The 24,017-nt window shown below is 65.0% G+C and carries 20 protein-coding genes; 1 reads left to right on the top strand and 19 read right to left on the bottom strand.

The features are described from left to right. From CGZ88_RS09150 to rplJ, 4 genes are all read right to left on the bottom strand, one after another. Window positions 1–1,980, bottom strand: a complete 1,980-nt coding sequence (locus tag CGZ88_RS09150; RefSeq protein WP_243390103.1) for an FHA domain-containing protein — start codon at window positions 1,978–1,980, stop codon at window positions 1–3. Window positions 1,981–2,586: 606 nt separating this feature from the next. Continuing rightward, on the bottom strand, window positions 2,587–3,429 hold the full coding sequence (locus tag CGZ88_RS07325) for a hypothetical protein (protein WP_101671484.1): 843 nt from the start codon (window positions 3,427–3,429) through the stop codon (window positions 2,587–2,589). Window positions 3,430–4,147: 718 nt separating this feature from the next. After that, window positions 4,148–4,528 (bottom strand): 50S ribosomal protein L7/L12, encoded by a 381-nt coding sequence (gene rplL, locus CGZ88_RS07320; protein ID WP_024541000.1) that lies wholly within the window; start codon window positions 4,526–4,528, stop codon window positions 4,148–4,150. Window positions 4,529–4,642: 114 nt separating this feature from the next. Next, on the bottom strand, window positions 4,643–5,164 hold the full coding sequence (rplJ, locus tag CGZ88_RS07315) for a 50S ribosomal protein L10 (RefSeq protein WP_095612577.1): 522 nt from the start codon (window positions 5,162–5,164) through the stop codon (window positions 4,643–4,645). Window positions 5,165–5,753: 589 nt separating this feature from the next. Between rplJ and CGZ88_RS07305 the strand changes: the two genes are divergently transcribed. Next, window positions 5,754–6,695, top strand: a complete 942-nt coding sequence (locus CGZ88_RS07305) for a metal ABC transporter solute-binding protein, Zn/Mn family (RefSeq protein ID WP_101671604.1) — start codon at window positions 5,754–5,756, stop codon at window positions 6,693–6,695. A 179-nt stretch (window positions 6,696–6,874) separates the two neighbouring features. On the opposite strand, the gene CGZ88_RS07300 is transcribed toward CGZ88_RS07305, so the two are convergent. The 15 genes from CGZ88_RS07300 to CGZ88_RS07230 form a co-directional block, all read right to left on the bottom strand. Beyond that, window positions 6,875–8,269 (bottom strand): NCS2 family permease, encoded by a 1,395-nt coding sequence (locus tag CGZ88_RS07300; RefSeq protein ID WP_026644659.1) that lies wholly within the window; start codon window positions 8,267–8,269, stop codon window positions 6,875–6,877. 143 nt (window positions 8,270–8,412) lie between these two features. Continuing rightward, complete coding sequence (gene pstB, locus CGZ88_RS07295) at window positions 8,413–9,192, bottom strand: phosphate ABC transporter ATP-binding protein PstB (protein WP_101671483.1); 780 nt, start codon at window positions 9,190–9,192, stop codon at window positions 8,413–8,415. A gap of 18 nt (window positions 9,193–9,210) precedes the next feature. Beyond that, window positions 9,211–10,209, bottom strand: a complete 999-nt coding sequence (gene pstA / locus CGZ88_RS07290; RefSeq protein ID WP_165778733.1) for a phosphate ABC transporter permease PstA — start codon at window positions 10,207–10,209, stop codon at window positions 9,211–9,213. Further along, window positions 10,206–11,204, bottom strand: a complete 999-nt coding sequence (pstC, locus tag CGZ88_RS07285; protein WP_423734423.1) for a phosphate ABC transporter permease subunit PstC — start codon at window positions 11,202–11,204, stop codon at window positions 10,206–10,208. Before pstC (CGZ88_RS07285) ends, pstA (CGZ88_RS07290) begins: the two co-directional genes overlap by 4 nt. Before the next feature lie 75 nt (window positions 11,205–11,279). Beyond that, window positions 11,280–12,416, bottom strand: a complete 1,137-nt coding sequence (gene pstS, locus CGZ88_RS07280; protein ID WP_101671481.1) for a phosphate ABC transporter substrate-binding protein PstS — start codon at window positions 12,414–12,416, stop codon at window positions 11,280–11,282. A 311-nt stretch (window positions 12,417–12,727) separates the two neighbouring features. Beyond that, window positions 12,728–13,507, bottom strand: coding sequence for a phosphate ABC transporter ATP-binding protein PstB (gene pstB, locus CGZ88_RS07275; protein ID WP_026644664.1), 780 nt, complete (start codon window positions 13,505–13,507; stop codon window positions 12,728–12,730). A gap of 72 nt (window positions 13,508–13,579) precedes the next feature. Next, window positions 13,580–14,572, bottom strand: a complete 993-nt coding sequence (pstA, locus tag CGZ88_RS07270; RefSeq protein ID WP_026644665.1) for a phosphate ABC transporter permease PstA — start codon at window positions 14,570–14,572, stop codon at window positions 13,580–13,582. Next, window positions 14,569–15,543, bottom strand: coding sequence for a phosphate ABC transporter permease subunit PstC (pstC, locus tag CGZ88_RS07265; protein WP_101671602.1), 975 nt, complete (start codon window positions 15,541–15,543; stop codon window positions 14,569–14,571). Before pstC (CGZ88_RS07265) ends, pstA (CGZ88_RS07270) begins: the two co-directional genes overlap by 4 nt. A gap of 5 nt (window positions 15,544–15,548) precedes the next feature. Then, complete coding sequence (locus CGZ88_RS07260) at window positions 15,549–16,664, bottom strand: phosphate ABC transporter substrate-binding protein PstS (protein WP_101671480.1); 1,116 nt, start codon at window positions 16,662–16,664, stop codon at window positions 15,549–15,551. Window positions 16,665–16,774: 110 nt separating this feature from the next. Further along, the gene (locus tag CGZ88_RS07255) at window positions 16,775–17,464 is read right to left on the bottom strand and encodes a response regulator transcription factor (RefSeq protein ID WP_101671479.1); all 690 of its coding nucleotides are present in this window, start codon (window positions 17,462–17,464) and stop codon (window positions 16,775–16,777) included. Further along, window positions 17,461–18,720, bottom strand: coding sequence for a sensor histidine kinase (locus tag CGZ88_RS07250; protein ID WP_051198377.1), 1,260 nt, complete (start codon window positions 18,718–18,720; stop codon window positions 17,461–17,463). Before CGZ88_RS07250 ends, CGZ88_RS07255 begins: the two co-directional genes overlap by 4 nt. A gap of 4 nt (window positions 18,721–18,724) precedes the next feature. Then, window positions 18,725–19,426: a 5'-methylthioadenosine/S-adenosylhomocysteine nucleosidase gene (mtnN, locus tag CGZ88_RS07245; RefSeq protein ID WP_101671478.1), complete on the bottom strand. Its 702-nt coding sequence runs from the start codon at window positions 19,424–19,426 to the stop codon at window positions 18,725–18,727. A gap of 64 nt (window positions 19,427–19,490) precedes the next feature. Continuing rightward, window positions 19,491–20,627 (bottom strand): 3-deoxy-7-phosphoheptulonate synthase, encoded by a 1,137-nt coding sequence (locus tag CGZ88_RS07240; RefSeq protein WP_034523552.1) that lies wholly within the window; start codon window positions 20,625–20,627, stop codon window positions 19,491–19,493. A gap of 220 nt (window positions 20,628–20,847) precedes the next feature. Then, window positions 20,848–22,872 (bottom strand): acyltransferase family protein, encoded by a 2,025-nt coding sequence (locus tag CGZ88_RS07235; protein ID WP_165778732.1) that lies wholly within the window; start codon window positions 22,870–22,872, stop codon window positions 20,848–20,850. 14 nt (window positions 22,873–22,886) lie between these two features. Continuing rightward, window positions 22,887–24,014 (bottom strand): 3-deoxy-7-phosphoheptulonate synthase, encoded by a 1,128-nt coding sequence (locus CGZ88_RS07230; RefSeq protein ID WP_101671476.1) that lies wholly within the window; start codon window positions 24,012–24,014, stop codon window positions 22,887–22,889. Between the last annotated feature and the right edge of the window lie 3 nt (window positions 24,015–24,017).

Here is a 24,017-nt window from a genome sequence, read left to right as displayed (position 1 = left end):
TCACTTTCCTACTGCCTTGCGGTAGTCCTCATATCCCGGGTTGCGGCTCAGCGCCTCGTCGATGTCCGCGTTCGACTGCGCGGCGAGCCATTCGTACAGGTCATCGTACAGCGTCGGGTTCATCGCGAGGAACGGCAGCAGCTCCGCGTGGCGCGCCATCTCGAACTGTTCGGTGAAGTCGTCGGAGCGGCGGGCGTCGTCGGAGGTGTAGCCGTCAACCTCGATGAGTTCCTTCGGCTTGTCGAAATCGCCGTTCGCGACACGTTCGAATACCGACCCCGGCTCGAAGGCCGGCGTGAAGGTCTGCGTTTCGTCGAGCGGCTGGGCGTCGTCATCGTGACGGCGGAAACGGTCGTATGCGTCGTCGGCTGGCGTGGTTGCGGTGGTCGGCGCGGCTGTGTTGGTCGGCACGGTTGTATTGGCTGGCGTCGCTGTGTTGACCGGCATCGCTGCGTCGGTCGTCGCGGTCGCTTCGGCCACGAAATTCGTCTGATGCGCCGGCGCGGCGACCTCGATCGGCACCGTCGCATCGGCCGCCGACGGATTCTCGGTCGTCGCGAAGTTGTCGGGAGTCGTCGGGTTTTCGGTGGTCGACGCATTGTCGAAGGTCGCAGCATTGTCCGCGCCCTGCAATGTCGATTCGATGACGTCGAAGTGCAGCGCGTTGCGCTGTGCGGTGAAGGCGTCGGAAGACGTCGGCTGCTGTTCGGGCGTCGGCTCGGTCGGAATCGCGACGTTGACGAGCGGCACCTGCGACGCCGACGTCTGCACGTTCTGCGGCTGCATCATCGGCTGCTGCACCGCGATATGCGAGGCGTCGACCAACTGCGTCGGCTGCGCCGGATCGGGCATCTGCTGTGCAACCGGCTGTGCAGGCTGCTGAACTGGCTGCATCGGCTGCGCAGACTGAACCGGCTGTGCAGTCGGCTGCATCGGCTGCGCAGACTGCTGCACGATCGGCTGCTGCGGCTGCATCGCGACGCCCGCACGCATCGACGTCTGCCAAACGCTCGGCTGCTGCTGCGGGCTCGCAGACTGTGAGTAATCAGGCTGCGCATTGTCAGATTCAGACTGCGGACGAATCGTCGTCGAGATCGACGGTTCGCCGTTCGCGGAGTTCGTCGGTGACACGGTCGGCGAAACCGGCTCGCGCGTCGCGCCGATGACCGGCTCCGACGTCGGAATGCTGAGCGAGGGAATCGGTCGATGCTGCTGCGCGAGCTCGGAGACGCTGACGAGACTGTCGGCGTTGCGACGGTCGGCGTGACGCGGACCGTCGTGCATGCGCGGCACGAACTCCTCTTTCTTCGCGGCCGGCTCGTCAATCTTGCCGGCGGCGACGTCGTGCGCATCGGCGAACAGGTCACGTGGCGCCGCATCCTGCGCGTCGTCGTCGTTCGCATCGTTCACGGCAAGCGGATTGAGCGGCGACGAGAACGGCACGAAGGTCTGCTGCTCCGACTGACGCAGCTCCTTCGCGCGCGAACGCACCTGCCCGGCGTTGAAGATGTCGGTCGGCTCGCCGGCGCGCAGGTTGAGGATATCGTCGATCGACATGTCGGCGACTTCGGGTTCGCTCGGCTGGTTGTCGAGCGCGTAGTCGAAGAGGTTGGCGACGTCGTCGTCCTTCGACGTTGTGTCGTCATCGATGAAACGCACGAAGTCGACAGGCACGTCGCCGAACTGCAGGCGCACCGTGTCGTCGTTGAGCGCGAAGTCGGAGCCGCCGGGAAGGCGCACGAGTTCGTTGCCGGGACGCACGAGGAAGGTGCCGTTCGTCGAGTTGAGGTCGCGCAGGATCGCGTTGCCGTCCGATTTCACCGAGAATTCCGCATGTCGTTTCGACATCGAACGCGTGTCGTCGAGGATCTCGATGCGGCGCATGCCTCCGCTCGGCACCGGACGCAGCGGCTTGCGGCCGATCTCCACGGTTTGCCCTGTTTCGACGCTGGCCAGATCCGAACCGTCAACACGTATCATCCATTTCGTTGTCGTTCGTTGATCTCCGCTCACCGTGGGACCTTCCTTTCGCCGTTGTCCGCTCGATGCGCCGCGCGCGCGACGGTGCTTCACCGAGAAGTACGCATACTGAACAACATTTTACGCGGTAGTTCAACAAATCGCCTGTTTCCCACCCGATGAAGCCCCCATTATCGCACAGAGCTGCACCCGTGCCTCGGCCGCAGCAGGTCGAACCATCGCCGCCGTCGACAATCCGCCCCGCAATCAGGCCCATTCCCGGGTCGATCCGCCGCCCGCGCCGACAACCCTACCCGCAATCCGGCCCTTTCCCGGCCCGAGCTGTCGCCCGCGGCGATGAACCCTCCCGCAACGACCCACCCCGTCGACGCTGTCGACGAACCGACCCGCAATCAGGCCAATTTGTGGGCCAAACCGTCAACTACGGCGACAATCCGACCCGCTACGACCCGACCTGTCAGTGACGTCGACGAATCGACCCGCAAACCGGCCCGTCTCCGGGGCGAACCGTCGACACCGTCGACAACCCGACCCGCAACCACCCGCGTTTCCGTACCGAATCATCGACCTGGCCGACAAAACTGCCCGCCGCACTCATCCGCACGGTCATGCCGCCTGCTGCACCATCGGGACGCCCGCTTCGGCGAGCCTTCTCGTCAGCTCCCAACGATCGGCGAGGTCCTCCATCCTGATGCGGATCACCGTGTGCACGCCGGCGCGTTTCAGCCCTTCCGTCCGTTCGCGCTCATCGTCGATGATGCCGCCAAGCGTACGCCCCTGCGTCATCGACGGATCCGTATACTTCACCAGCCCGTCGAGCTCGACGACGATGAGCCTGCCATCGGCCGTCCGCCATAGATAATCAACACGGTAGCGCCGCCCCGTCTGCGGATCGACGAATTTCACCTGCTGCGCCGGCGGCACGAATCCGCATTCGATGAGCACGGCGAATGTCTTCGCCTCTCCCCCGTTCTCCGCATGCGCATTCGCGTACTGCAGCACCTTGCGCAATCCGTCGTTCATCAGCCCGTCCTCCACCGCGCACACCATGACCAGTTCCGCCCGCACGCCTTTGCGCAGCGCGCAACACGTCAGTGTCGTGCCGTCGACGAACGACATCGTAGCGACGCACTCGGCAACCGTCTGCGCAAGTGGCGTCACACGCACGCCATCCACGACCACGCTGCGCACATGCGCATGATGCCTCCTTTCGATGTGTGCGCTGCTGCGACGGGTGCCTTTCGGCTCACAGATGACGGTAACGGTGAGATCCTGCAGAATCCGCCGCACAACCTTGTACTCGAGCCACAGACCATGCATGCATGCCGCGGCCACGCCGCCGAACACCCAATCCGGATGCCACTGCGCAAGCGCGCGCACCACATATTTGAGTTGGTCGACCGGCTTGAGCGACGCCCACAGCTCGGCCCGTATGAACAATCCGGGCATCGGCGACTCGATTTCGCCAGTCCTTACCCGGCGCAGCAACGCCTTGTGCGCGGGATTGCTCGTTGGATGCAAGCATCGGCGTTCCCGCTCGGCTTCATCCAGCTGACGATTCATTTCGGCGTGATCTCGCATGTGCCGACTCCTTTGCCTACACGATTACTGACCTGCCTCACGCTATCTGCGCCGACCATCGCCGCGCCAGCTGCGACAACCCATGTGTACGGACGCTCCGGTTATCCACATTCCGCGGTTGGCAGACCATCGTCGCCGCAATTCGGCCCTGTACCTAGCGGAACCCGCGATCACGCCGTCTTTTCCGTCCCGATTCGTTACTCCCACCGACGAAACCACCCGCCCCACCGGCGTTTCCGTCCCGTTCCGTCGACACCGTCGACGATTCGACCCGCAACCACCCGCGTTTCCGTACCGAACCCTCGACACGGTTGATAAACCGACCCGCTCCGTCCCGGCTCATCGACCCTGTCGACAACCCGACCCGCAAGCAGCCGCGTTTCCGTCCCGAACCGCCGACATGGTAGACAACCCGACCCGCAAAACAGGCCAGTTCCGGGACAACCTGTCGGCCCTGTCGACGAACCAACCCGCAGACCATGCCCAGGCCAACCGATCTCCCCCACAACGCAGGAGTCCCCTGCAGTCCGCGGACTGCAGGGGACTCCCACAAAGCATCTGTGATGTGCGGCTTGAGCCGCGCGAATCACTTGAGCTCGACGGTGGCGCCAGCTTCTTCGAGCTGAGCCTTGGCCTTCTCGGCGTCTTCCTTCTTGGCGTGCTCGAGAACCGGCTTCGGAGCGCCGTCGACGAGGGCCTTCGCCTCAGCCAGGCCGAGGTTGGTGATGGCGCGGACAGCCTTGATGACCTGGATCTTCTTGTCGCCAACGGCGGAGAGGATGACGTCGAACTCATCCTTCTCTTCCTCGGCCGGAGCAGCGCCCGGAGCGGCGGCAGCGGCAACGGCGACCGGAGCGGTGGCTTCGACGTCGAACTTCTCTTCGAAGGCCTTGACGAACTCGGAGAGCTCGACGAGGGTCATTTCACCGAAAGCTTCGAGGAGCTCATCCTGGGTGAACTTAGCCATTATGGCTTCCTTTCAATCGTGGCACGCAGCGTTGTTGTCGTGTTCCGCGCACCTGAAATTTATCTGGTTTTCCGTTTTTCCGAACCGATTGCTATGCGGCGAACCGCAGGGCGATCAGGCGGCCTTCTCCTGCTTTTCGCGCAGGGCGTCGATCGTGCGAACGACCTTCGTCGGCAGCGCGTTGAACAGGCAGGCGGCCTTGGACATCGTGCCCTTGAGCGCGCCGGCCATTTCGGCAAGCAGTTCCGGACGAGACTTGAGGTCTGCGAGCTGCTTGGCACCCTCGGCGTCGTACACGGTTCCGTCTGCGTAACCGCCCTTGACGATAAGGGCCTTGTTGGTCTTGGCGAAGTCACGCAGCGTCTTCGCAGCCTCGATGAAGTCTCCCTGGACGAAGACAACCGCGGAAGGACCCTTGAGCATCTCATCGAGACCCTCAATGCCCGCTTCCTTGGCGGCGATGCGGAACAGCGTGTTCTTAGCCACAGTGTAGGAAGTATCGCGGCCTAGCTTTTCGCGCAGATCGGAGATCTGCGGAACGGTAAGCCCGCGGTACTCGGTCAGGTAGACCGCGTCAGCGTTACGGAAAGCTTCCGTAAGCTCGGCGACCACCACTTCCTTTTCGGGCCTCTTCATGGCGTTCCTTCCTAAGTCGGCCGTCGATTGTGAGGCGGAACGCTAAGCCGGGCAACAAAAAAGCCCTGCGCACAGGCAGAGCGGCATCCATCCTCGAATACTCAAGGAACTATGTTTCTCAACCTGCGCTGGCTTGGCGAACCAAACTTCGTGAAGCCGTGAACGACTTCCAACCAACGGTCTGTGGTTTACAAGAGTGATAATCTACCGACTCCCTACGACATGACCCGACCCCGGCGTGTCGCCACCGCCCCACACCGCCGACACGCATGACACCCCACCCGCAACAAGACCCATCTCCGTCCCGATCCGTCGGTCCCGTCGACGAACTCACCCACTCCGGTCCGTACCGTCGGCCCCGTCGACGAACCGGCCCACAAACCGCCGCGGCTCCGCCCCATCACACCTCGCCACCCGCCGATACGGCCCCATTCGCCCGCCCATCCATGCGCCCCATCCGGCGCACCACACCGAAGGACCGCTTATTGCGAACGATTCTCAATAATGCTACAGTGGTCACATCAACGATCGACGGCTCGCGCGCATGCGCGCGAGCGCATACACCATGAACAAGGAAACGAGGAACCATATGAAGAAACTGATGCGCGCCGTGCTCGCGGCGCTCGCCGGCATCGCGACCGTCGCCGCCGTGAGCGCCTGCTCGACCAGCGGCACCGCGAACGCCGGCAACGCCAAAAGCGGAGGCGGCAACGGGAACGCCGTCATCACCGTCATCGCGTCGAGCAACCAGTGGGGCTCGCTCGCGAAGGACCTCGGCGGCGAATACGTCGATGTGACGAGCATCCTCAACAACACCGGCACCGACGCGCACGACTACGAGCCGACGACGAACGACATCTCGAAGATCCAGAACGCGCAGGTCGCCGTCGTCAACGGCGCCGGTTACGACGACTGGGCGCTCAAGGCGGCGCAGCAGTCGTCGAAGACGCTCGTCGTCGACGCAGCCGACGCGAGCGGCGTCAAGACCGGCGACAATCCGCACATCTGGTTCTCGGCGAACGCGCGCATCAAGACGGCGGATGCGATCACCGCCGACTACATCAAGCTGCAGCCCGCGCACAAAGCACAGTTCGAACAGTTGCACAAGACATGGCTCGACGAGGAACAGCAGCTCGACAAGGACCTCAAGGAACTCGCGAAGGACAAGGGCAGCAAGAACTACGCGGCCGTCGAATCGGTCGCGCAGTACCTCGCCGAGGACATGGGCCTGACGGACGTGACGCCGAAGGGCTACAAGCAGGCGTCCGCGAACGAATCGGAGCCGACGCCGTCGGACATCAAGGAATTCACGGACCTCCTCAAGAAAGGCGACATGCGCATGCTCATCACGAATTCGCAGGAGCCGAGCGAGATGAACGACCAGCTCGTCGCCGCCGCCGATTCCGGCAATGTGCCGGTCGTCGACGTGACCGAGCAGATGCCCGACCAGTACAAGTCGCTGCACGAATGGATGCGCGCGCTCGCCAAGCAGATCCAGGAGACGAACGGCGGCTCGAAGAGCGGCAAGTAGCCATCAGACCGCCTTCGCCACCGCGGCCATCGTGCGAGATGATCGCGCGGATCGTCCATATGACGGCAGGGCCCGCATCACCGAACAACGGGTGATGCGGGCCCTGCCGTATTCCATGCGCGAGACCGTGCGCGCCATGCGCATGCACGGCCTCGGATCACAGCTTCGCAGTCATCGCGCTACAGGATCGCCATGCATGCGAAGTCGAGGATGAAGAGCGCGGAGACGATCCAGACGATCGGATGGACCTCGGCCGCCTTCTTCTTGCAGACCTTGACGATGCAGTAGGTGATGAAGCCCGCGGCGATGCCGTAGGAGATCGAATACGCGAAGGCCATGAACACCGACGCGAAGAACGCCGGGATCGCCTCGGAGATGTCGTCCCAGCGCACTTCCTTGAGGGAGGCGGCCATCATGCAGCCGACGATGACGAGGACGCCCGCCGTCGCGGCGCTCGGCACGGCCGAGATGACCGGTGCGAAGAAGATCGACAGCGCGAAGCAGCAGGCGACGACGACCGAGGTCAGGCCGGTGCGGCCGCCCGCGGCGATGCCGGCCGACGATTCGACGTAGGTCGTCGTGTTCGAGGTGCCGAAGATCGAGCCGATCGACGTCGCGATCGAGTCGGCGAACAGCGCCTTGTCCATCTTCGACGAGAAGCCGTGTCCATTCTCGAGCGACTCCTCGTCGGCCTTCGAGAAGATGCCGGTGCGGCGGCCGGTGCCGATGAAGGTGCCGAGCGTGTCGAAGGTGTCCGACATCGAGAACGCGAAGATCGTCACGAGGACGAGCGGCAGCTTCGCCGGGTCGGCGAACAATGTGCCGAAGCCCTCATGGGAGAACAGCGCGCCGAAGGTCTGCGGCAGCTGTCCGAAGGCGTCGCCGATCGAGATGCTGTTGTTCATCGTCGTCAGGCCCATCGGGATGCCGATGACGGCGGTCAGCACGATCGCGAGCAGCATGCCGCCCTTGACCTTGAGGATCGTGAAGACGATGACGAGCAACAGGCCGATGAGGAACAGCCACAGCGTCGGCGTGTTGAGCGTGGCCATGCCCGGCACGGCGGACACGGCGCCGCCCTGGGCGGCCGCCTTCGGATCGTTCGGCGTGAAGGTGACGGCGGCCACGTTGAGCAGGCCGACGTAGGCGACGAAGAGGCCGATGCCGCCGCCGATCGCATGCTGCAGCGACTCGGGGATCGCCTTGATAATCATCTTGCGCACCTTGGTGACGGTGATCAGGATGTTGATCAGACCGCACAGGAAGACCATACACAGCGCCTGCTGCCAGGTGAAGCCGAGGCCGAAGCACACCGTGTAGGTGAAGAACGCGTTGAGACCCATGCCCGGGGCCTGCGCGTACGGGACGTTCGCGAACAGACCCATGACGAGCGTGCCGATGATCGCCGCGATGATCGTCGCGAGGAAGACGCCGCCCCATGGCATGCCGGTCTGCTGCAGGATCTGCGGATTGACGATGATGATGTAGGACATTGCGAAGAACGTCGTCAGACCGGCCATGCATTCCCTGCTGACCGTCGTGCCGTTCTCCTTGAGATGGAAGAACTTCTCCATGGAACACCCTGTTTTTTCTTCTCGTGGACTCTAGTGTGCCGTCCCGTCCCGAAAGACAGGACAGCAAAAAGCTAGCACGGGCATGTAAAACCGAAGCGTTACATGGCGTTCGCCGATGGAGAAAACGGCGCCTGCGCAGCCGATCAGCCGAAGCGGCCGGAGATATAGCGTTCGGCCTCCTCGTTCTGCGGATCGTTGAACATCGTCGACGTGTCCGCGAAATACTCGAGGCGCCCGGGCTGTCCGACCGCCTTGAGGTTGAAGAACGCCGTGTAGTCGGCGACGCGCGCCGCCTGCTGCATGTTATGCGTGACGATGACGATCGTGTAGTCCCGTTTGAGTTCGTTGATGAGGTCCTCGACGGCGAGCGTCGAGATCGGGTCGAGCGCCGAGCACGGCTCGTCCATCAGCAGCACCTGCGGATGCACGGCGACGGCGCGCGCGATGCACAACCGCTGCTGCTGGCCACCGGACAATCCGATTCCTGGATTGTCGAGACGATCCTTGACCTCGTTCCACAGATTCGCGCCGCGCAATGCCCATTCCACGAGGTCGTCGGCGTCCGATTTCGCGATCTTCTTGTTGTTGAGACGCACGCCGGCGAGTACGTTCTGCCTGATTGACATCGTCGGGAACGGATTCGGCCGTTGGAAGACCATGCCAACGTCGCGTCGCACGGCGACCGGGTCGACCCCTTTCGCGTACAGATTGCGTCCTTCGAGCAGCACCTCGCCGCGCACGTGCGCGCCCGGCGTGATCTCGTGCATGCGGTCGAGCGTGCGCAGCACCGTCGATTTGCCGCAGCCAGACGGCCCGATGAACGCGGTCACCTGATTCGCCGCGATATGCAGGTTAACGTCTTCGACGGCGAGGAAATTGCCGTAGTAGATGTTGAGATGGTTGACGTCGATTTGCTGTCCCATATTCGGTGACGATTCCTTTCAGCGTTCGGCGTGGACGGCGCAGACGCGCGCGACGATCCTGCCGATGAGGTTGAGAATGAGCACGATGACGATGAGCACGAGCGCGGCCGACCACGCGCGCTCCATCGGGATCGTCGGCACGCACATGTCGCCGGCGGACGGCGCGCAGTTCGCGCTCAGTTTCGAATATTCCTGATAGACGTACACCGGCAGCGTCGTCATCTGTCCGGAGAACAGATTGACGTTCGTCGTGACGACGTAGCCCGCCGTCATTAGCAGCGGCGCCGTTTCGCCGATGACGCGCGCAATTGCGAGAATTGAGCCGGAGACGATGCCTGGCAGCGCCGTGCGCAGCACGACCTTCGTGATCGTGCGCTGTTTCGTGACGCCCAATGCGAGCGACGCCTCACGCAGCGCATCCGGCACGACCTTGAGCATCTCCTCCGAAGATTTGCACACCGTCGGGATCATCAGCAGCGCGAGCGCGACCGATCCTTCGACGCCGTTGAAGGTGCCGGGACCGAAGATCATCGAGAACAACGACAGCGCGAACAGGCCGGCGACGATCGACGGGATGCCGCTCATGACATCGACGAGCAGACGGATCGTCGTCGCGAGTCGCGAGCCGTCGCGTGCGTATTCGATCAGGTACACGGCGCACATGACGCCGATCGGGATCGAGATCGCCATCGCGCCGAAGGTGATCTCCAATGTGCCGATGATCGCGTGCAGGACACCGCCGTAGCCACCGGCCGCCGTCGGGTTGCCGCCGATGACGCCGGTCATATTATGGGTCAGGAATCCCAGGTTGAGACGGCCGATTCCGTGCACGAGCGTCGTCCACAGCAGCGAGACGAGCGGGATGAGCGCGAGCGCGAAGGTCGCCGTGAACAGCGCGCGCATCAGGCGGTCCTTGCGGCGGCGCGCGGCGGCCGTCGATCGTGACGGGCGGAAACTGTCGAGGTCGAGGTCGGAGAGCATCCGCTCGACCGGCGGATTGCATTCGAGCGTGGTCATGAGACGGCCTTTCCGGTGAGTCTGCGAGCCATGTAGTTGACAGCGAAGGTGATCGCGAAGAGCACGAGTCCGGTCGCGATGAGCACGCAGACGCCCAGACCGTTCGCTTCGGGGTATTGGGCGGCGATGTTCGCGGCGATCGTCTGGCTTTGCGAGGCCTGCAGCAGATGGAACGAGTATTTGAGCCCTGGCGAGAGGATCATCAGCACGGCCATCGTCTCGCCGAGCGCACGGCCGAGGCCGAGCATCGACGCGGAGATGATGCCCGAGCGGCCGAAGGGCAGCACGGCGAGCCTGATCGTCTCCCACTGCGTCGCGCCGAGCGCCAGGGCCGCCTCTTCGTGGAGTTTCGGCGTCTGCAGGAAGACGTCGCGCGTCATCGATGTGATAATCGGCAGGATCATCACGGCCAGCACAAGCGCGACGGTCCCCACCGTGCGCGACGGATTTGCGGCGGGACCGGCGAAGAGCGGAATCCACCCGAGGTGTTCAGCGACCCAATCCCAGAACGGGTAGATCGCCGGCACGAGCACGAGGCCGCCCCACAGGCCGTAGACGACCGAGGGAATCGCGGCGAGCAGATCGATGATCGTGTTGAGCGCGCCAACGAATCGCCGCGGTGCATACTGCGAGATGAAGACGGCGATGCCGAGCGCGACGAAGAACGCGATGCCGAGCGCGAGCGCGGCGACGAGCACTGAGCCGAACAGCAGCGGCGGCACGTACTGCCAGAACGATGTGAGGCGGCCGCCGGTGAAACTGGAGACGACGGCGTCGACGGCGCCGCGCGGGCCGCCGATCGCCGGCCATGCGCGCAGCAGCAGGAAGACGGCGACGGCGGCGAGCACGGCGAGGATGAGCAGGCCGCTGCCGTAGGCGAGGGCTGCGAAGACGCGGTCCGCCGTGCGTCCGCGATGCGCCGTGCCGTCATCGGCGGCGCTTGCGGTGGCGGTCGCGGCGGTCGCGGCGGTGGTCGCGGTCGCGGTTTCAGTAATGACTGTGTTCATCGCAGGCTGCGGGACATCGATAGCTTGGACATCGATATCAGACATCGGTATGGGTCCCGTCACTCACTCGGCCTTGATCTGCCCGATCGACGCGGCGATGCGCCCCGTCAGCGTCTCCGGCAGCGGCGCGACGCCGGCCGCGGCCTGCGCGGTGTGCTGTCCTTCGGCACTCGTGACGTAGCTGAGCCACGCCTTCGCGAAGCGCGCATCCTGCGGATCCTTGTAGGCCGGGCAGACGATGTCGTAGGAGACGAGCACGATCGGGTACGCGCCTGCCGCCTTCGTCGTGTGGTTGATCGTGACGACGATGCGGTTGTCGCCGTCAACGCTCGTGTCGAGCTGCGAATCGGCGATGACCTTCGAACCTGCTTCGGCGGAGATCGGCGTGTAGTCGTCGCCGACCTTGACGGCGACGGAGCCGAGTTCGCCCACCTGCGAGAAGTCCGCGTACCCGATTGTGCCGTTCGCCTGCTGGATCGTCGAGACGACGCCGGATGTGCCCTTCGCGCCCTGACCGACCTCGTTCGGCCAGTTCTCGGACAGTTCGTAGTCCCACTGCCCGGGCGCGGCGTCCTTGAGATAGCTGACGAAGTTGAGCGTCGTGCCCGACTTGTCCGAGCGGTGGACGACGGTGATCGCGAGGTCGGGCAGCTTGAGATCGGGGTTCTGCGCGGCGATCCGTTCGTCGTTCCAGCGCGTGATGCGGCCGGCGAACACGTCGGCGATCGTCGCCGCGTCCATGTTGATGTGCTTGCCGGCGTCCGAGACGCCCTGAAGATTGAAGGCGACGGCAATCGGCGAGATGTAGACGGGCACGTCGAAGGCGGTGCCCGACGCGCACACGTCCTTCGAGGCCGCCACTTCGTCGTCGCTTAGCGCCTTGTCCGAGCCCGCCCATGCGGTCGATCCGCTGAGGAAGGCGCTGACGCCCGCGCCCGATCCGGAGGGGTTGTAGGCGACGGTCGCGTTCGGCGCGACGCCGCGGAACCCTTCGATCCACGCTTCGACGGCGGTCTGCTGCGAGGACGCGCCGGCGCCGGCGTATTCACCGCTCAGCGACGCCGCGTCCGCCGCAGTCGTCCCGTCCGCCATCGCGGTCGTGGCCGTCGACGCCGTGTTGTCGCCGCAGGCGGCGAGCGATGCGAGCAGTGCGATGCCACAAACGGCGGCCGTGGCGCGCAGGGGGAAATGATTGTTCATGATGATGCTCTCTGTTCTCTTGAATCTCTATGTAGTCAATGGTTGATAATGCGTTTTCCCACGCATTGCATTGCGTATTGTTCAACGTGTCCCGAGTCGATGCCCCGGTTGATTCCGCGTTGTGATTCCAGCTTAGAACGTTGACAGAGAGCCGCTGCACGGTTTCGGTGAACACCAAGTGAACAGTCACCCAACATTGTATGGCGGCCTGTATGCCGCTTGCTTGATGCTGCATGATATGAACAAATAAAGCGAGGTCCGCCCCACGTTGTGTGGAGCGGACCTCGAAGAAAATAGCTGCCGGCAGCGGATCAGCCGAAGCGGCCGGAGACGTAGCGTTCGGCCTCCTCGTTCTGCGGGTTGTTGAACATCGTCGACGTGTCGGCGAAATACTCCAGATGACCCGGCTGGCCGACGGCCTTGAGGTTGAAGAACGCCGTATAGTCGGCGACGCGCGCCGCCTGCTGCATGTTATGCGTGACGATGACGATCGTGTAGTCGCTCTTGAGCTCCTCGATGAGATCCTCGACGGCGAGCGTCGAGATCGGGTCGAGCGCCGAGCACGGCTCGTCCATCAACAACACCGACGGATGCACGGCGACGGCGCGCGCAATGCACAACCGCTGCTGCTGACCGCCCGACAAACCAATACCCGGATTGTCGAGACGATCCTTGACCTCGTTCCACAGATTCGCGCCGCGCAATGCCCATTCCACGAGATCGTCGGCGTCCGACTTGGCGATCCTGCGGTTGTTGAGCGAGACGCCGGCGAGCACGTTCTGCCTGATTGACATCGTCGGGAACGGATTCGGCCGCTGGAAGACCATGCCGACATCGCGACGCACGGCGACCGGATCGACGTCCTTCGCATACAGATTGCGTCCTTCGAGCAGCACCTCGCCGGTCACATGCGCGCCCGGCGTGATCTCATGCATGCGGTCGAGCGTGCGCAGCACCGTCGACTTGCCGCAGCCAGACGGCCCGATGAAGGCCGTGACCTTGTTCGCCGCGATATGCAGGTTGACGTCTTCGACGGCGAGGAAATTGCCGTAGTAGATGTTGAGATGATTGACGTCGATTTGCTGTCCCATACGTTCCTTCCTTGACTGCCTGAACTGCCTTGCATGCGTATGCGTACGTCGTGCCGGGGCGCGCCCGCCTGCTCATTTCTTCTTCGGTGCGAAGACCTTCGCGACGATCCTGCCGATGAGGTTGAGGATGAGCACGATGACGATGAGCACGAGCGCGGCCGACCACGCGCGCTCCATCGGGATGCCGGTGACGCAGCCGCTGCCGGCGTCCGCCGGACAGTTCGCGTGGTACTTCGAATACTCCTGGTAGACGTACACCGGCAGCGTCGTCATCTCGCCCGAGAACAGGTTCGCGTTCGTCGAGACGATGTAGCCGGCCGTCATCAGCAGCGGCGCCGTTTCGCCGATGACGCGCGCGATTGCGAGAATCGAGCCGGAGACGATGCCGGAAAGCGCGGTGCGCAGGACGACCTTCGTGATTGTGCGCTGCTTCGTGACGCCCAGCGCGAGCGACGCCTCACGCAGATCGTTCGGCACGATCTTGAGCATCTCCTCGGTCGTCTTGACGACGGTCGGGATCATCAGCAGCGACAGCGCGACCGAACCCTCGAAACCGCTGAGCGTGCCGGGGCCGACGAGGATCGCGAACATCGAATAGGCGAACAGGCCGGCGACGATCGACGGGATGCCGCTCATGACGTCGACGAGCAGATGGATCGTGCGCGCGAGCCGCGAGCCGCCGGCGTATTCGATCAGGTACACGGCGCACATGACGCCGATTGGAATCGAGATGACCATCGCGCCGAGCGTGATCTCCAACGTGCCGATGATCGCATGCAGGATGCCGCCGTAGCCGCCCGAAGGCGTCTGGTTGCCGCCGATGACGTTCGTCATGTTATGCGACAGGAAATCCCAGTTGAGACGGCGCGCGCCGTGCACGAGCGTCGTCCACAGCACCGAGACGAGCGGAATCAACGCGATGACGAAGGCGAGGATGATGAGCGCGCGCATCGCGATGTCCTTGCGTTTGCGCGCCGCCGTGTACGAACGGGTCGGATTGAATTTGTCGAAGTCGATCGACGGCGTCTGATCGACCTGAGGCGAGGACTGCGGTTGGGCCATCATTTGCTCGCTTTCTCGGTGATGCGGCGCGCCAGCAGATTCACGAGGAACGTGATGACGAACAGCACGAGACCGGTGCCGATGAGCACGGAGACGCCGATGCTGTCGGCTTCCGGATACTGCGCGGCGATGTTCGCGGCGATCGTCTGGTTCTGCGAGGCCTGCAGCAGGCGGAACGAGTATTTGAGTCCAGGAGACAGGATCATCAATACGGCCATCGTCTCGCCAAGCGCGCGGCCGAGGCCGAGCATCGACGCGGAGACGATGCCCGAACGCGCGAAGGGCAGCACCGAAAGGCGGATCATCTCCCACTTCGTCGCACCGAGGCCGAGCGCCGCCTCCTCGAGCAGCTTCGGCGTCTGCAGGAAGATGTCGCGCGTGATCGACGTGATGATCGGCAGGATCATGATTGCGAGCACGAGCGCGACGGTCGCGACGGTGCGCGGCGGATTCGCTGCGGGACCGGCGAAGAGCGGGATCCAGCCAAGATGCTCGGCGACCCAGTTCCAGAACGGGTAGATTGCCGGGACGAGCACGAGGCCGCCCCACAGGCCGTAGATGACCGACGGGATCGCGGCGAGGATGTCGACGATGTAGCTGAGCACGGCGGCGAGGCGCTTGGGCGCGTAATGCGAGATGAACAGCGCGATGCCGATCGAGACGAAGAACGCGATGACGAGCGCGAGCGCGGCGACGAGCACGGTGCCGAACAACAGCGGGCCGACGTAGCCCCAGAAGCTCGTCGCGCGGCCGCCGGTGAAGTTCGCGATGACCTCGCTGTTTGTGTGCTGGTCGCCGCCGATGAGCGGCCATGCGCGGAACAGCAGGAACAGCGCGACGGCGGCGAGGACGACGAGGATCAGGATGCCGCAGGCGTAGGCGACGCCGCGGAAGATGCGGTCGGCCTTCTCGCCGTTGACAGGCTTCGTCAGCGATGAGGCGTCGGATGGTGAGGGTTTAGATGCCGATGTCATGGGATTCATCTCGTTTCCATCGCGTCCACGGAGGCGCGCACGTATGCGGCGATATTGTCGGGCAGCGGCGCCGATCCGGTCGCCTTCATCGCCTGCTCCTGGCCTTTCGCGCTCGTGACGTAGCTGAGCCATGATTTCGCAAAGCGTGCCGTGTTCTCGTCCGGATAGGCGGGGCATGCGATGTCATAGGAGACGAGCACGATCGGGTACGCGCCTTCAAGGCTTGTCGTGTGGTTGATGTCGAGGACGACGCGGTGCTCGCCGGTGGCCGACTTGTCGATCGATGAATCGGCGACGGCCTTCGAGGCCGCCTCGGCCGAGATCTCGGTGTAGCCGTCGCCGACCTTGATCGCGACGGTGCCCATGCCGCCGGCCTGCGAGAAGTCGGCGTAGCCGATCGTGCCGTTCGCCTGATCGATTGTCGAGATGACGCCGGACGTGCCCTTCGCGCCCTGACCGACGTCGTTCGGCCAGTTCTCCGAAAGCTCGTACGGCCAGTCCTTCGGCGCGGCCGCCTTGACGTATTCGAGGAAGTTGAGCGTCGTGCCCGACTTGTCCGAGCGGTGCACGACGGTGATCGGCAGGTCGGGCAGCTCGAGGTCCGGGTTCTGCTTCGCGATCGCCGCGTCGTTCCAGCGTGTGATCTTCCCGTTGAAGATCCGCGCGACAGTCGCCGCGTCCATGTTGACGTGGGCGCCGGCGTCGGAGATGCCGTGCAGATTGAAGACGATCGCCAACGGCGAGATGTAGACCGGCACGTCGAATGCCGTCCGTCCCGCGCACACCCGCTTCGACTCCTCGACCTGACGGTCGTCGAGCGGCTTGTCGGAGCCCGCCCAGACGGTCGCGCCGGTCAGGAACGTGACGACGCCCGCGCCGGAGCCAGACGGGTTGTAGGAGATCTTCGCGTCCGGATTCGTCTTCTGGTAGCCGGCGATCCATGCTTCGACGGCCGTCTGTTGCGAGGACGCGCCGGCGCCGGCGAAGCTGCCCGAGACCGATGCGGCGTTCGCCGTCGGCCGGTTGTCGGGGTCGACGTTGTCGCCGCACGCCGCGAGCGCGGCGACGCAGACGACGCCGCACAGCGCCGCGAGCGCGCGCCGGCCAAGATTGCTACGCATGTGGTGTCCTTTGGTCACGATGCCATTCTATCCAACCAATCCAGTGTAGGGGACGGCGCAGATGCGCCCGCGCTGGAAAAGTGAATTTAGCGTGAACGATCGCGCCGCAGTCACTGTCCGATCCGGTAGCCGACGCCGCGCACTGTCGTCAGCAGCGTCGGATGCGCCGGGTCGTCCTCGATCTTCGCGCGGATGCGTTTGATGTGCACGTCGAGCGTCTTCGTGTCGCCGACGTAGTCGCTGCCCCAGACGCGCGCGATGAGCTGGTGGCGCGTGAGCACATGCCCTTTGTTGCGCAGCAGGTATTCGAGGACTTCGAATTCCTTGAGCGGGAACGCCGTCAGTTCGCCGCGCACGCGCACCTCGTGCGACGCGGTCGACAGTTCGATTGGCCCGCAGCTGAGCGTGCGTTCTGCGTCGGCACCCTCGTCGCGGCCTTCGAGGCTGCGGCGGAGCACTGCGTGGATGCGCGCGAGCAGTTCACGGAACGAGTACGGCTTCGTCACATAGTCGTCGGCGCCGATCTCGAGACCGACGATGACGTCGTTCTCCGTCGATTTCGCCGTCACCATGATGATCGGCACACGCCGCAGCTCGCGCATGCGCCGGCACAGTGTCGTCCCCGAAACGCCGGGCAGCATCAGATCGAGCAGCACGAGATCGAACTCCATCTCCTGATAGATCGTCCACGCCTGCTCGCCGCTCGCCGCGCCGTAGGCCTCGTAGCCTTCGCGCGTGAGCTGGTAGAGCAGCGGATCGAGATACGACGGTTCGTCCTCGACGATCAGTATGCGCGTCATCGACGCTCCTCCTTCTGCTGATGGTCGGCATCAGCAACGATTGCAGTGTCCGCAGTGCCTGCAGTGTCCGCGAGCGGCAGCGTCACCGTGAACGTCGAGCCCTGCCCGGGCCGCGACCACAGCTCGATGCGCCCGTGGTTGGCGTGCACATGATGGTTGGCGATCGACAATCCGAGGCCGGTGCCTCCGGTGAGCCGCGAGCGCGCCGGGTCGACGCGGTAGAAACGTTCGAAGACGCGTCCCTGCAACTGCTGCGGAATGCCGACGCCGTGGTCGACGACGCGGATGCGCGCCTCGTCGCCGGTGCGCGCAAGCTCGACGGCGACGGTGGCGCCTTCGGGCGAATAGTTGATTGCGTTCTCGACGATGTTCTTGAGCGCGATGTGCACGCCGGCGGCGTCGACGTCGACCGGCAGCGGCGCGCCGTTGGCATCGTCGCGCAGCCGCACGACTGCGCGACGCGCGGCCGCCGTGACCTCGGTGTCGGCGATTGCATGCGCGACGAGTTCGCGCACGTCGACGACATGCGTCGGCCGTTCGTCGCCGGCGTTCATGCGTCCCAGTTCGATGAGGCGTCGCACGAGCCCGTCGAGTCGTTTCGCCTCGACGCCGATGCGCGCGGCGAAATGACGGATCATGTCGACGTCGTCACCGGCATCGGCGATCGTCTCGGCGAGCAGCATGATTGCGCCGACCGGCGTCTTGAGTTCATGGGAGACGTTCGTGACGAAGTCGCGACGCACACGGTCGACGCTGCGCCGGTAGCCGGTATCGGCGCACACGAGCGTGACGCGCGCCGCCGGCGGCTGAGTATTTGCCTGCGTCGTCGATTGTGCGGTCGGTTGTGCGGTCGGTTGCGTGGTTGCCTGCGTCGTGACCTGTGCGGTCGCGGCGATGTGCATGGGTCCGCCGTCGCGCTCGAGCGTCAGCTCACGGCTGACGGGACCGTGCGCGGCCTCGCGCACGAGCGCGCGCACGGCGTCGTCGGCGAGCATGCCGTCGACGATGATGCCGCGTTCGACGGCCGCCTCGTTCGCGGCGAGCACGGTGCCGTCCGGCTCGGCGACGACGACCGACTCCTCAAGCATCGCGAGCATGCGGCGTTCGCCGTCGATCGCGTCGACGTCGCCATGGCCGGCGAACAGCGCGGCGTCGTGCGGCGGCCGTCGCCGCGCCGCGCCGATGCGGTAGGCGACGACGGCCGTCACGGCCATGACGAGCACGGCCGAGCACACCATCGCGAGCGCCGGCGTCATCGTCTCACATCCTGCGCAGGATCTCGACGGCGAGTTTTGCCGCCGTGTCCGCGTAGTCGCTCACATCGAAGGAGCGGAAATCCTCGTAGTCGGTGTCGGCGTTGTCGCTCATCGCGCGGATGACGAGTGCCGGCACATCGTTGCGGGCGGCGACGTGCGCGACGGCGGCACCTTCCATCTCGACGGCGTCGGCGTGCGTCTCGCAGATGACACGTTCGACCTGTTCGGGCGAGTCGACGAAGTAGTTGCCGGAGGCGATGACGCCGTTGATGTGGTGGATGCCCATGCCGTCGAGCGCGTCCTCGGCGAGCGCGATGAGTTCGCGATCGGAGTGGAATTCCTCGGTGCGTGGCTTCCACTGGCCGATCAGGCGCATGTCGGTGTCGAGGTAGCGCAATGTTTCGCCCAGGACGATGTCGTTGATGTGCAGATCGGGGTTGAGATTGCCGGCGATGCCGGAGAACAGCACGGCGTCCGGCTGCGCGACGTCGATGAGGCACTGCGTCGTCGCAGCCGCGTTGACAAGTCCCATGCCGCCGACGGTCACCGAGACATTGAGTTCGCGTCCCTCGTGCGTCGGCAGCGTGCCGCGCGTGATCGTCAGGCTCGCGCGGTGTTCTTCGCGCACATCATCGAGCGAGGCGGCGATGTGCGCGGCCTCCTCGTCGAGCGCGCTGATGATGGCAACGGAGCTGAAACTGGCCATGGGTGTCCTTCCGGTTGTTCGTTTATTGATGATGTGCTGTATCGATGACGTGCGTGTGCCGTCGTCAGCGCCAGCGGCGTGCGCTGACGGCTTCGGCGAGTTCGTGCAGCAAACGGTCGGTCTCGGGCCAGCTGATGCAGCGGTCGGTGATCGACTTGCCGTAGACGAGCTTGTCGAGCGGCGCCTCGGGCTGGTTGCCGCCTTCGATGAAGCTTTCCATCATGACGCCGGTGATGCCCGGCTCGCCGGCGGCGATGCGCGCAGCGATGTCACGCACGACGGCGGCCTGACGCACCTCGTCCTTGCCGGAGTTGCCGTGCGAGCAGTCGATGATCAGGCCGTGTGCGGCCGCTGTGTCGGCGCCCATCGACGAGCGGATCATCGCCATCGCCTCGCCCACCGACACGGCGTCGTAGTTCGGGCCGTGGCTCGAGCCGCGCAGCACGATGTGGCAGTCGGGGTTGCCGAGCGTCTCGACCGCGCAGGCACGCCCCATATGGTCGATACCGAAGAAGGTGTGCTGGCCGGCCGCCGTGATGCAGCTGTTCATCGCCGCCTTGACCGAGCCGTCGGTCGCGTTCTTGAAGCCGATCGGCATGCTCAGGCCGCTCGCAAGCTGGCGGTGCACCTGGCTTTCGGTGTTGCGCGCCCCGATCGCGCCCCAGCTGATCGCGTCGGAGATGTACTGCGGGCTTGTCGGTTCGAGGAATTCGGTCGCGGCCGCAAGCCCCGCGCCGAGCACGTCGAGCAGCGTCTTTCGGGCGAGCAGCAGACCTTTTTGGATGTTGTGGCTGCCGTCGATGTCCGGATCGTTGATCAGGCCCTTCCAGCCGACGGTGCTGCGCGGCTTCTCGAAATAGACACGCATGACGATGAGCAGTTCGCCCTCGAGCTCCTGCTTGACTTCGTACAGCCGCTGCGCATAGTCGAGCGCGGCCTTCGGGTCGTGCACCGAGCACGGACCGACGATGACGAGCAGACGGTCGTCCTGCCCGTAGAGGCATGCGCGGATTTCGTCACGCGAATAGGCGACGATGTCCTGCGCGGCGGCGTCGAGCGGCAGCGCCGACAGCACCTGTGCCGGTGTCGGCAGCGGGTCGAGCTCCATGACGCGGCGGTTGATGATGCGGTCGATGCCGACGGCGTCCTCCCAGCGCGGCAGGTCGGGGATCGCCGTCAGCGGGTTGCCTCCGGCGGCCATGACGGCGTGCACCTCGTCGAGCCTGTCCGCCGTGTAGGTCAGCGGTTCGCCGTTCTCGATCGCACGCCGATGGTCCTCGAAGAACGTGTGCCCGGGCGTGTCGCCGCGATGCGGGTCCTGATCACTCATCTACGATGCTCCTTCTTGTTCCGGCCTCAGCTTAGCAAGGGCCGGCGCACGGCGCATCCATCTGCACCGTGCGCGCACATCGCCGCAAGCATCACTGCGGGCACACGGCGCGCATCAGCATCTGCTCGTAGGCCTGCGTGCCCAATTCATTCGGATGCGTGCCGTCGTCGTACAGATATTCGGGATGCGCGCCGGAAAGCGCCGCCCAATCGATGACGCCGACGTTCGGATGCGCCTTCGCGGTATCAACGAACATCTGATTCGTCTGGTCGATCCACCCGACCGGCGCACGCGTCGTCAGGAAATACAACGGCCGTCCGTTCGCCAGACGGATGACCTCGTCGACGCTCTGCTGCGTCGGCGGCCCGTTCGTGCCGAGCGCGAAGACGATGAGCTGCGGATCCTCGGCGCCCAGATACTGGCGCAGCAGATCGACGCCGGTGCCGAACTGGCGGCTGACGGCGCCGTCGACGTGCAGATTCGGGAAATGCTGCATGAGCACCGGCGCGACGCCTTCAGTCACCGAATCGCCGACCATGAGGATGCGCGCGTCGCAGGTGCCGGCAGCCGCGTCGCAACGCCAGCGCGACGGATCGAGATTGTCGGGCGCCTTGAGCGCCTCGACCTTCGGCTTCGGCGGCTCGGGCGCCTCCTTCGCCATCTCCTTCGCCGACTCCTTCGGCGTGGACGGCGACGGTTGCGGTTTGCGCTGCGCGTCGAGTTCCTTGCGCGCCTGCTCGGCCGTCATGCCGAGTTCGGGACGCAGCGCGACGGCGCGTTCATGCGTGAGCTGACGCCATGGCAGCGGCAGCAGCATGATGACGATGATGACGACCCCCGTCACCGCGCCGATGAAGGCACCCGGACGCTGCGTGCGCTCGGGATTGTCGTATCGGCGGCGCGTCCACGGCAGCCACGGCGCGCCGCGCAACGCCTCGACGCACTGATAGAAGACCTCGCCGACGACGAGGATGACGAGGAACTGGCCGACGACGAGCCACCACGGCGTGGCGGCGCGCGTCGCAGGATTCATGACGAGCAGCAGCGGATAATGCACAAGATACAGCGAGAACGAGCGCGAGCCCAGATAGGCGAGCGCCTTGACGCCCATCGCGCGTCCGAAGACGCCCGGCAGCGTCCCCGCCCACAGCATCGCCGCCGTCAGCAGCGCATAGAGCAGAAAACCGCCGTGGTACATCCACGCAGACGAGGCGTCGACGACGAACATCGAGACGACGAGGGCGATCAGGCACAGGCAGGCGGCGACGTCGACGGCACGTCCCGCCGTCAGCGGCAGCACATGCGCGCCGAAACGCAGATCGCGGCGGCGCTCGCGCCATGTCAGATCGGCCTTTCCATCGTCGCTTCGCCGATGCATGAGGACGGCGAGCAGCGCGCCGACGAACAGTTCGGCGGCGCGCGTGTCGAGCCCGTAGTACATGCGCGATGTGTCATGCCCCGGCGCGTACAGCATCGCCATCTCGATCGTCGAGGCCGCGATGAGCGCGGCGATCGTGCAGGCGCGCGCCCACGTGCGGCGCATGAAACGCACGATGAGCGCGAGCAACAGCGGCCACAGCAGATAGAACTGCATGATCAGGCTCGTGTACCACAGATGCGTCAGCGGCGACGGCAGCCCGGCGGCATCGAAATACGAGACGTGGCGGAAGATGTACGACCAGTTGCTGTAGAACAGCGCGCTCGGCACGGCGTCGGCGCGCAGCTTGAGCAGCAGCGACGGCGCCCACATATAGACGACGACGGACGCGAATGCGATCGTCGTGAGCACCGGCGGCCAGATGCGGCGCGCGCGGCGCACGATGAAGCGCGGATACGAGCAGCGCGACGCCTCCATCAGCCCAAGCAGACCGCGCGTAATCAGAAATCCGGACAATACAAGGAAGACGGTGACGCCAAGGAAACCGCCGACGGCGAGCGACGGGCGCGCATGGTAGAGCAGCACGCCGCCGATCGCGAGCGCGCGCAGGCCGTCGATGACGCGGATGTGGGCGCCCGGCGCCGATTCGCGGCGCGCGGTCGGGCGGATGGACGGGGTGGGCGCGGGCTTGCCGCCGCGCAGCTGCGACGCGTTGCCGCTGGCGATGATGCGTTGCATCGTGCGATGGGCGCTCAGTTGCCGCGGCGGGTGGCGACGGCGTCGGCGAGTTCGCGCAGCACCTGCTCGGTGCGGTCCCATGGCACGCAGGCGTCGGTCACCGACTGGCCATAGATGAGCTGGTCAAGCGGCGCCGGCTTCTGATGGCCGCCCTTGAGGAAGCTTTCCATCATGATGCCGAGGATGCCGCGTTCGCCGGCGGCGATGCGCGACGCAATGTCCTCGACGACGCGCGCCTCGACGACCTCATCCTTGCCGCAGTTGCCGTGCGCGGCGTCAATGACGAGGCCGTGGTTGCTCGGGCCGGCAGCTGTCGACGCCTTGAGCGCCTCAAGCGCCTCGGCGACCGAGACCGGATCGTAGTTCGGGCCGCTGCTCGAGCCGCGCAACACAAGATGGCAGTCGGGGTTGCCTTTCGTCTCGGCGGAGATGACCTGGCCGTCGAGGTTGACGGACAGGAAATGGTGTTCGAAGGCGGCCGTGTAGCACGAGTCGGCGGCAGGCTTGATCGAGCCGTCGGTCGCGTTCTTGAAGCCGATCGGCATGCTCATGCCGCTCGCGAGTTCGCGGTGCACCTGACTTTCGGTATTGCGCGCGCCGATCGCGCCCCAGCTGATGAGGTCGCACAGGTACTGCGGCGTGATCGGGTCGAGCCATTCGGTCGCCGCGGGCAGCCCGAGCGACAGCACGTCGGTGAGCACCTTGCGCGCGAGCCACATGCCTTTGCGGATGTCGAAACGGCCGTTGAGGTCGGGATCGTTGATCAGGCCCTTCCAGCCGATCGTCGTGCGCGGCTTCTCGAAATAGACGCGCATGACGATCATCAATCGATCCTTGAGTTCCTCGTTGAGCGCGGCGAGCCGCGTCGCATACTCGTGCGCGGCGGCGGGGTCGTGGATCGAGCACGGGCCGACGATCGCGAGGACACGGTCGTCGCGGCCGTGCAGGATATCGCGGATCTGCCGGCGTGAGGACAGCACGAGTTCGCTCATCGCGTCGGTCAGCGGCAGCTCCTTGATGAAATAGCGCGGAGCCGGGATCGGGTCGAGCTGACGGATGTTGACGTCGACGGTCTCAGGGACCACGGCGCGCGCGTCAAGCACATTGTCCTGCGAACTGTCCGGACCACGGAGGGCTGCCATCGT

Origin of the sequence: Bifidobacterium anseris (genome assembly GCF_002860345.1) — a bacterium.
Classification (GTDB): domain Bacteria; phylum Actinomycetota; class Actinomycetes; order Actinomycetales; family Bifidobacteriaceae; genus Bifidobacterium; species Bifidobacterium anseris.
This window is presented reverse-complemented; position numbering and strand designations above follow the sequence as displayed.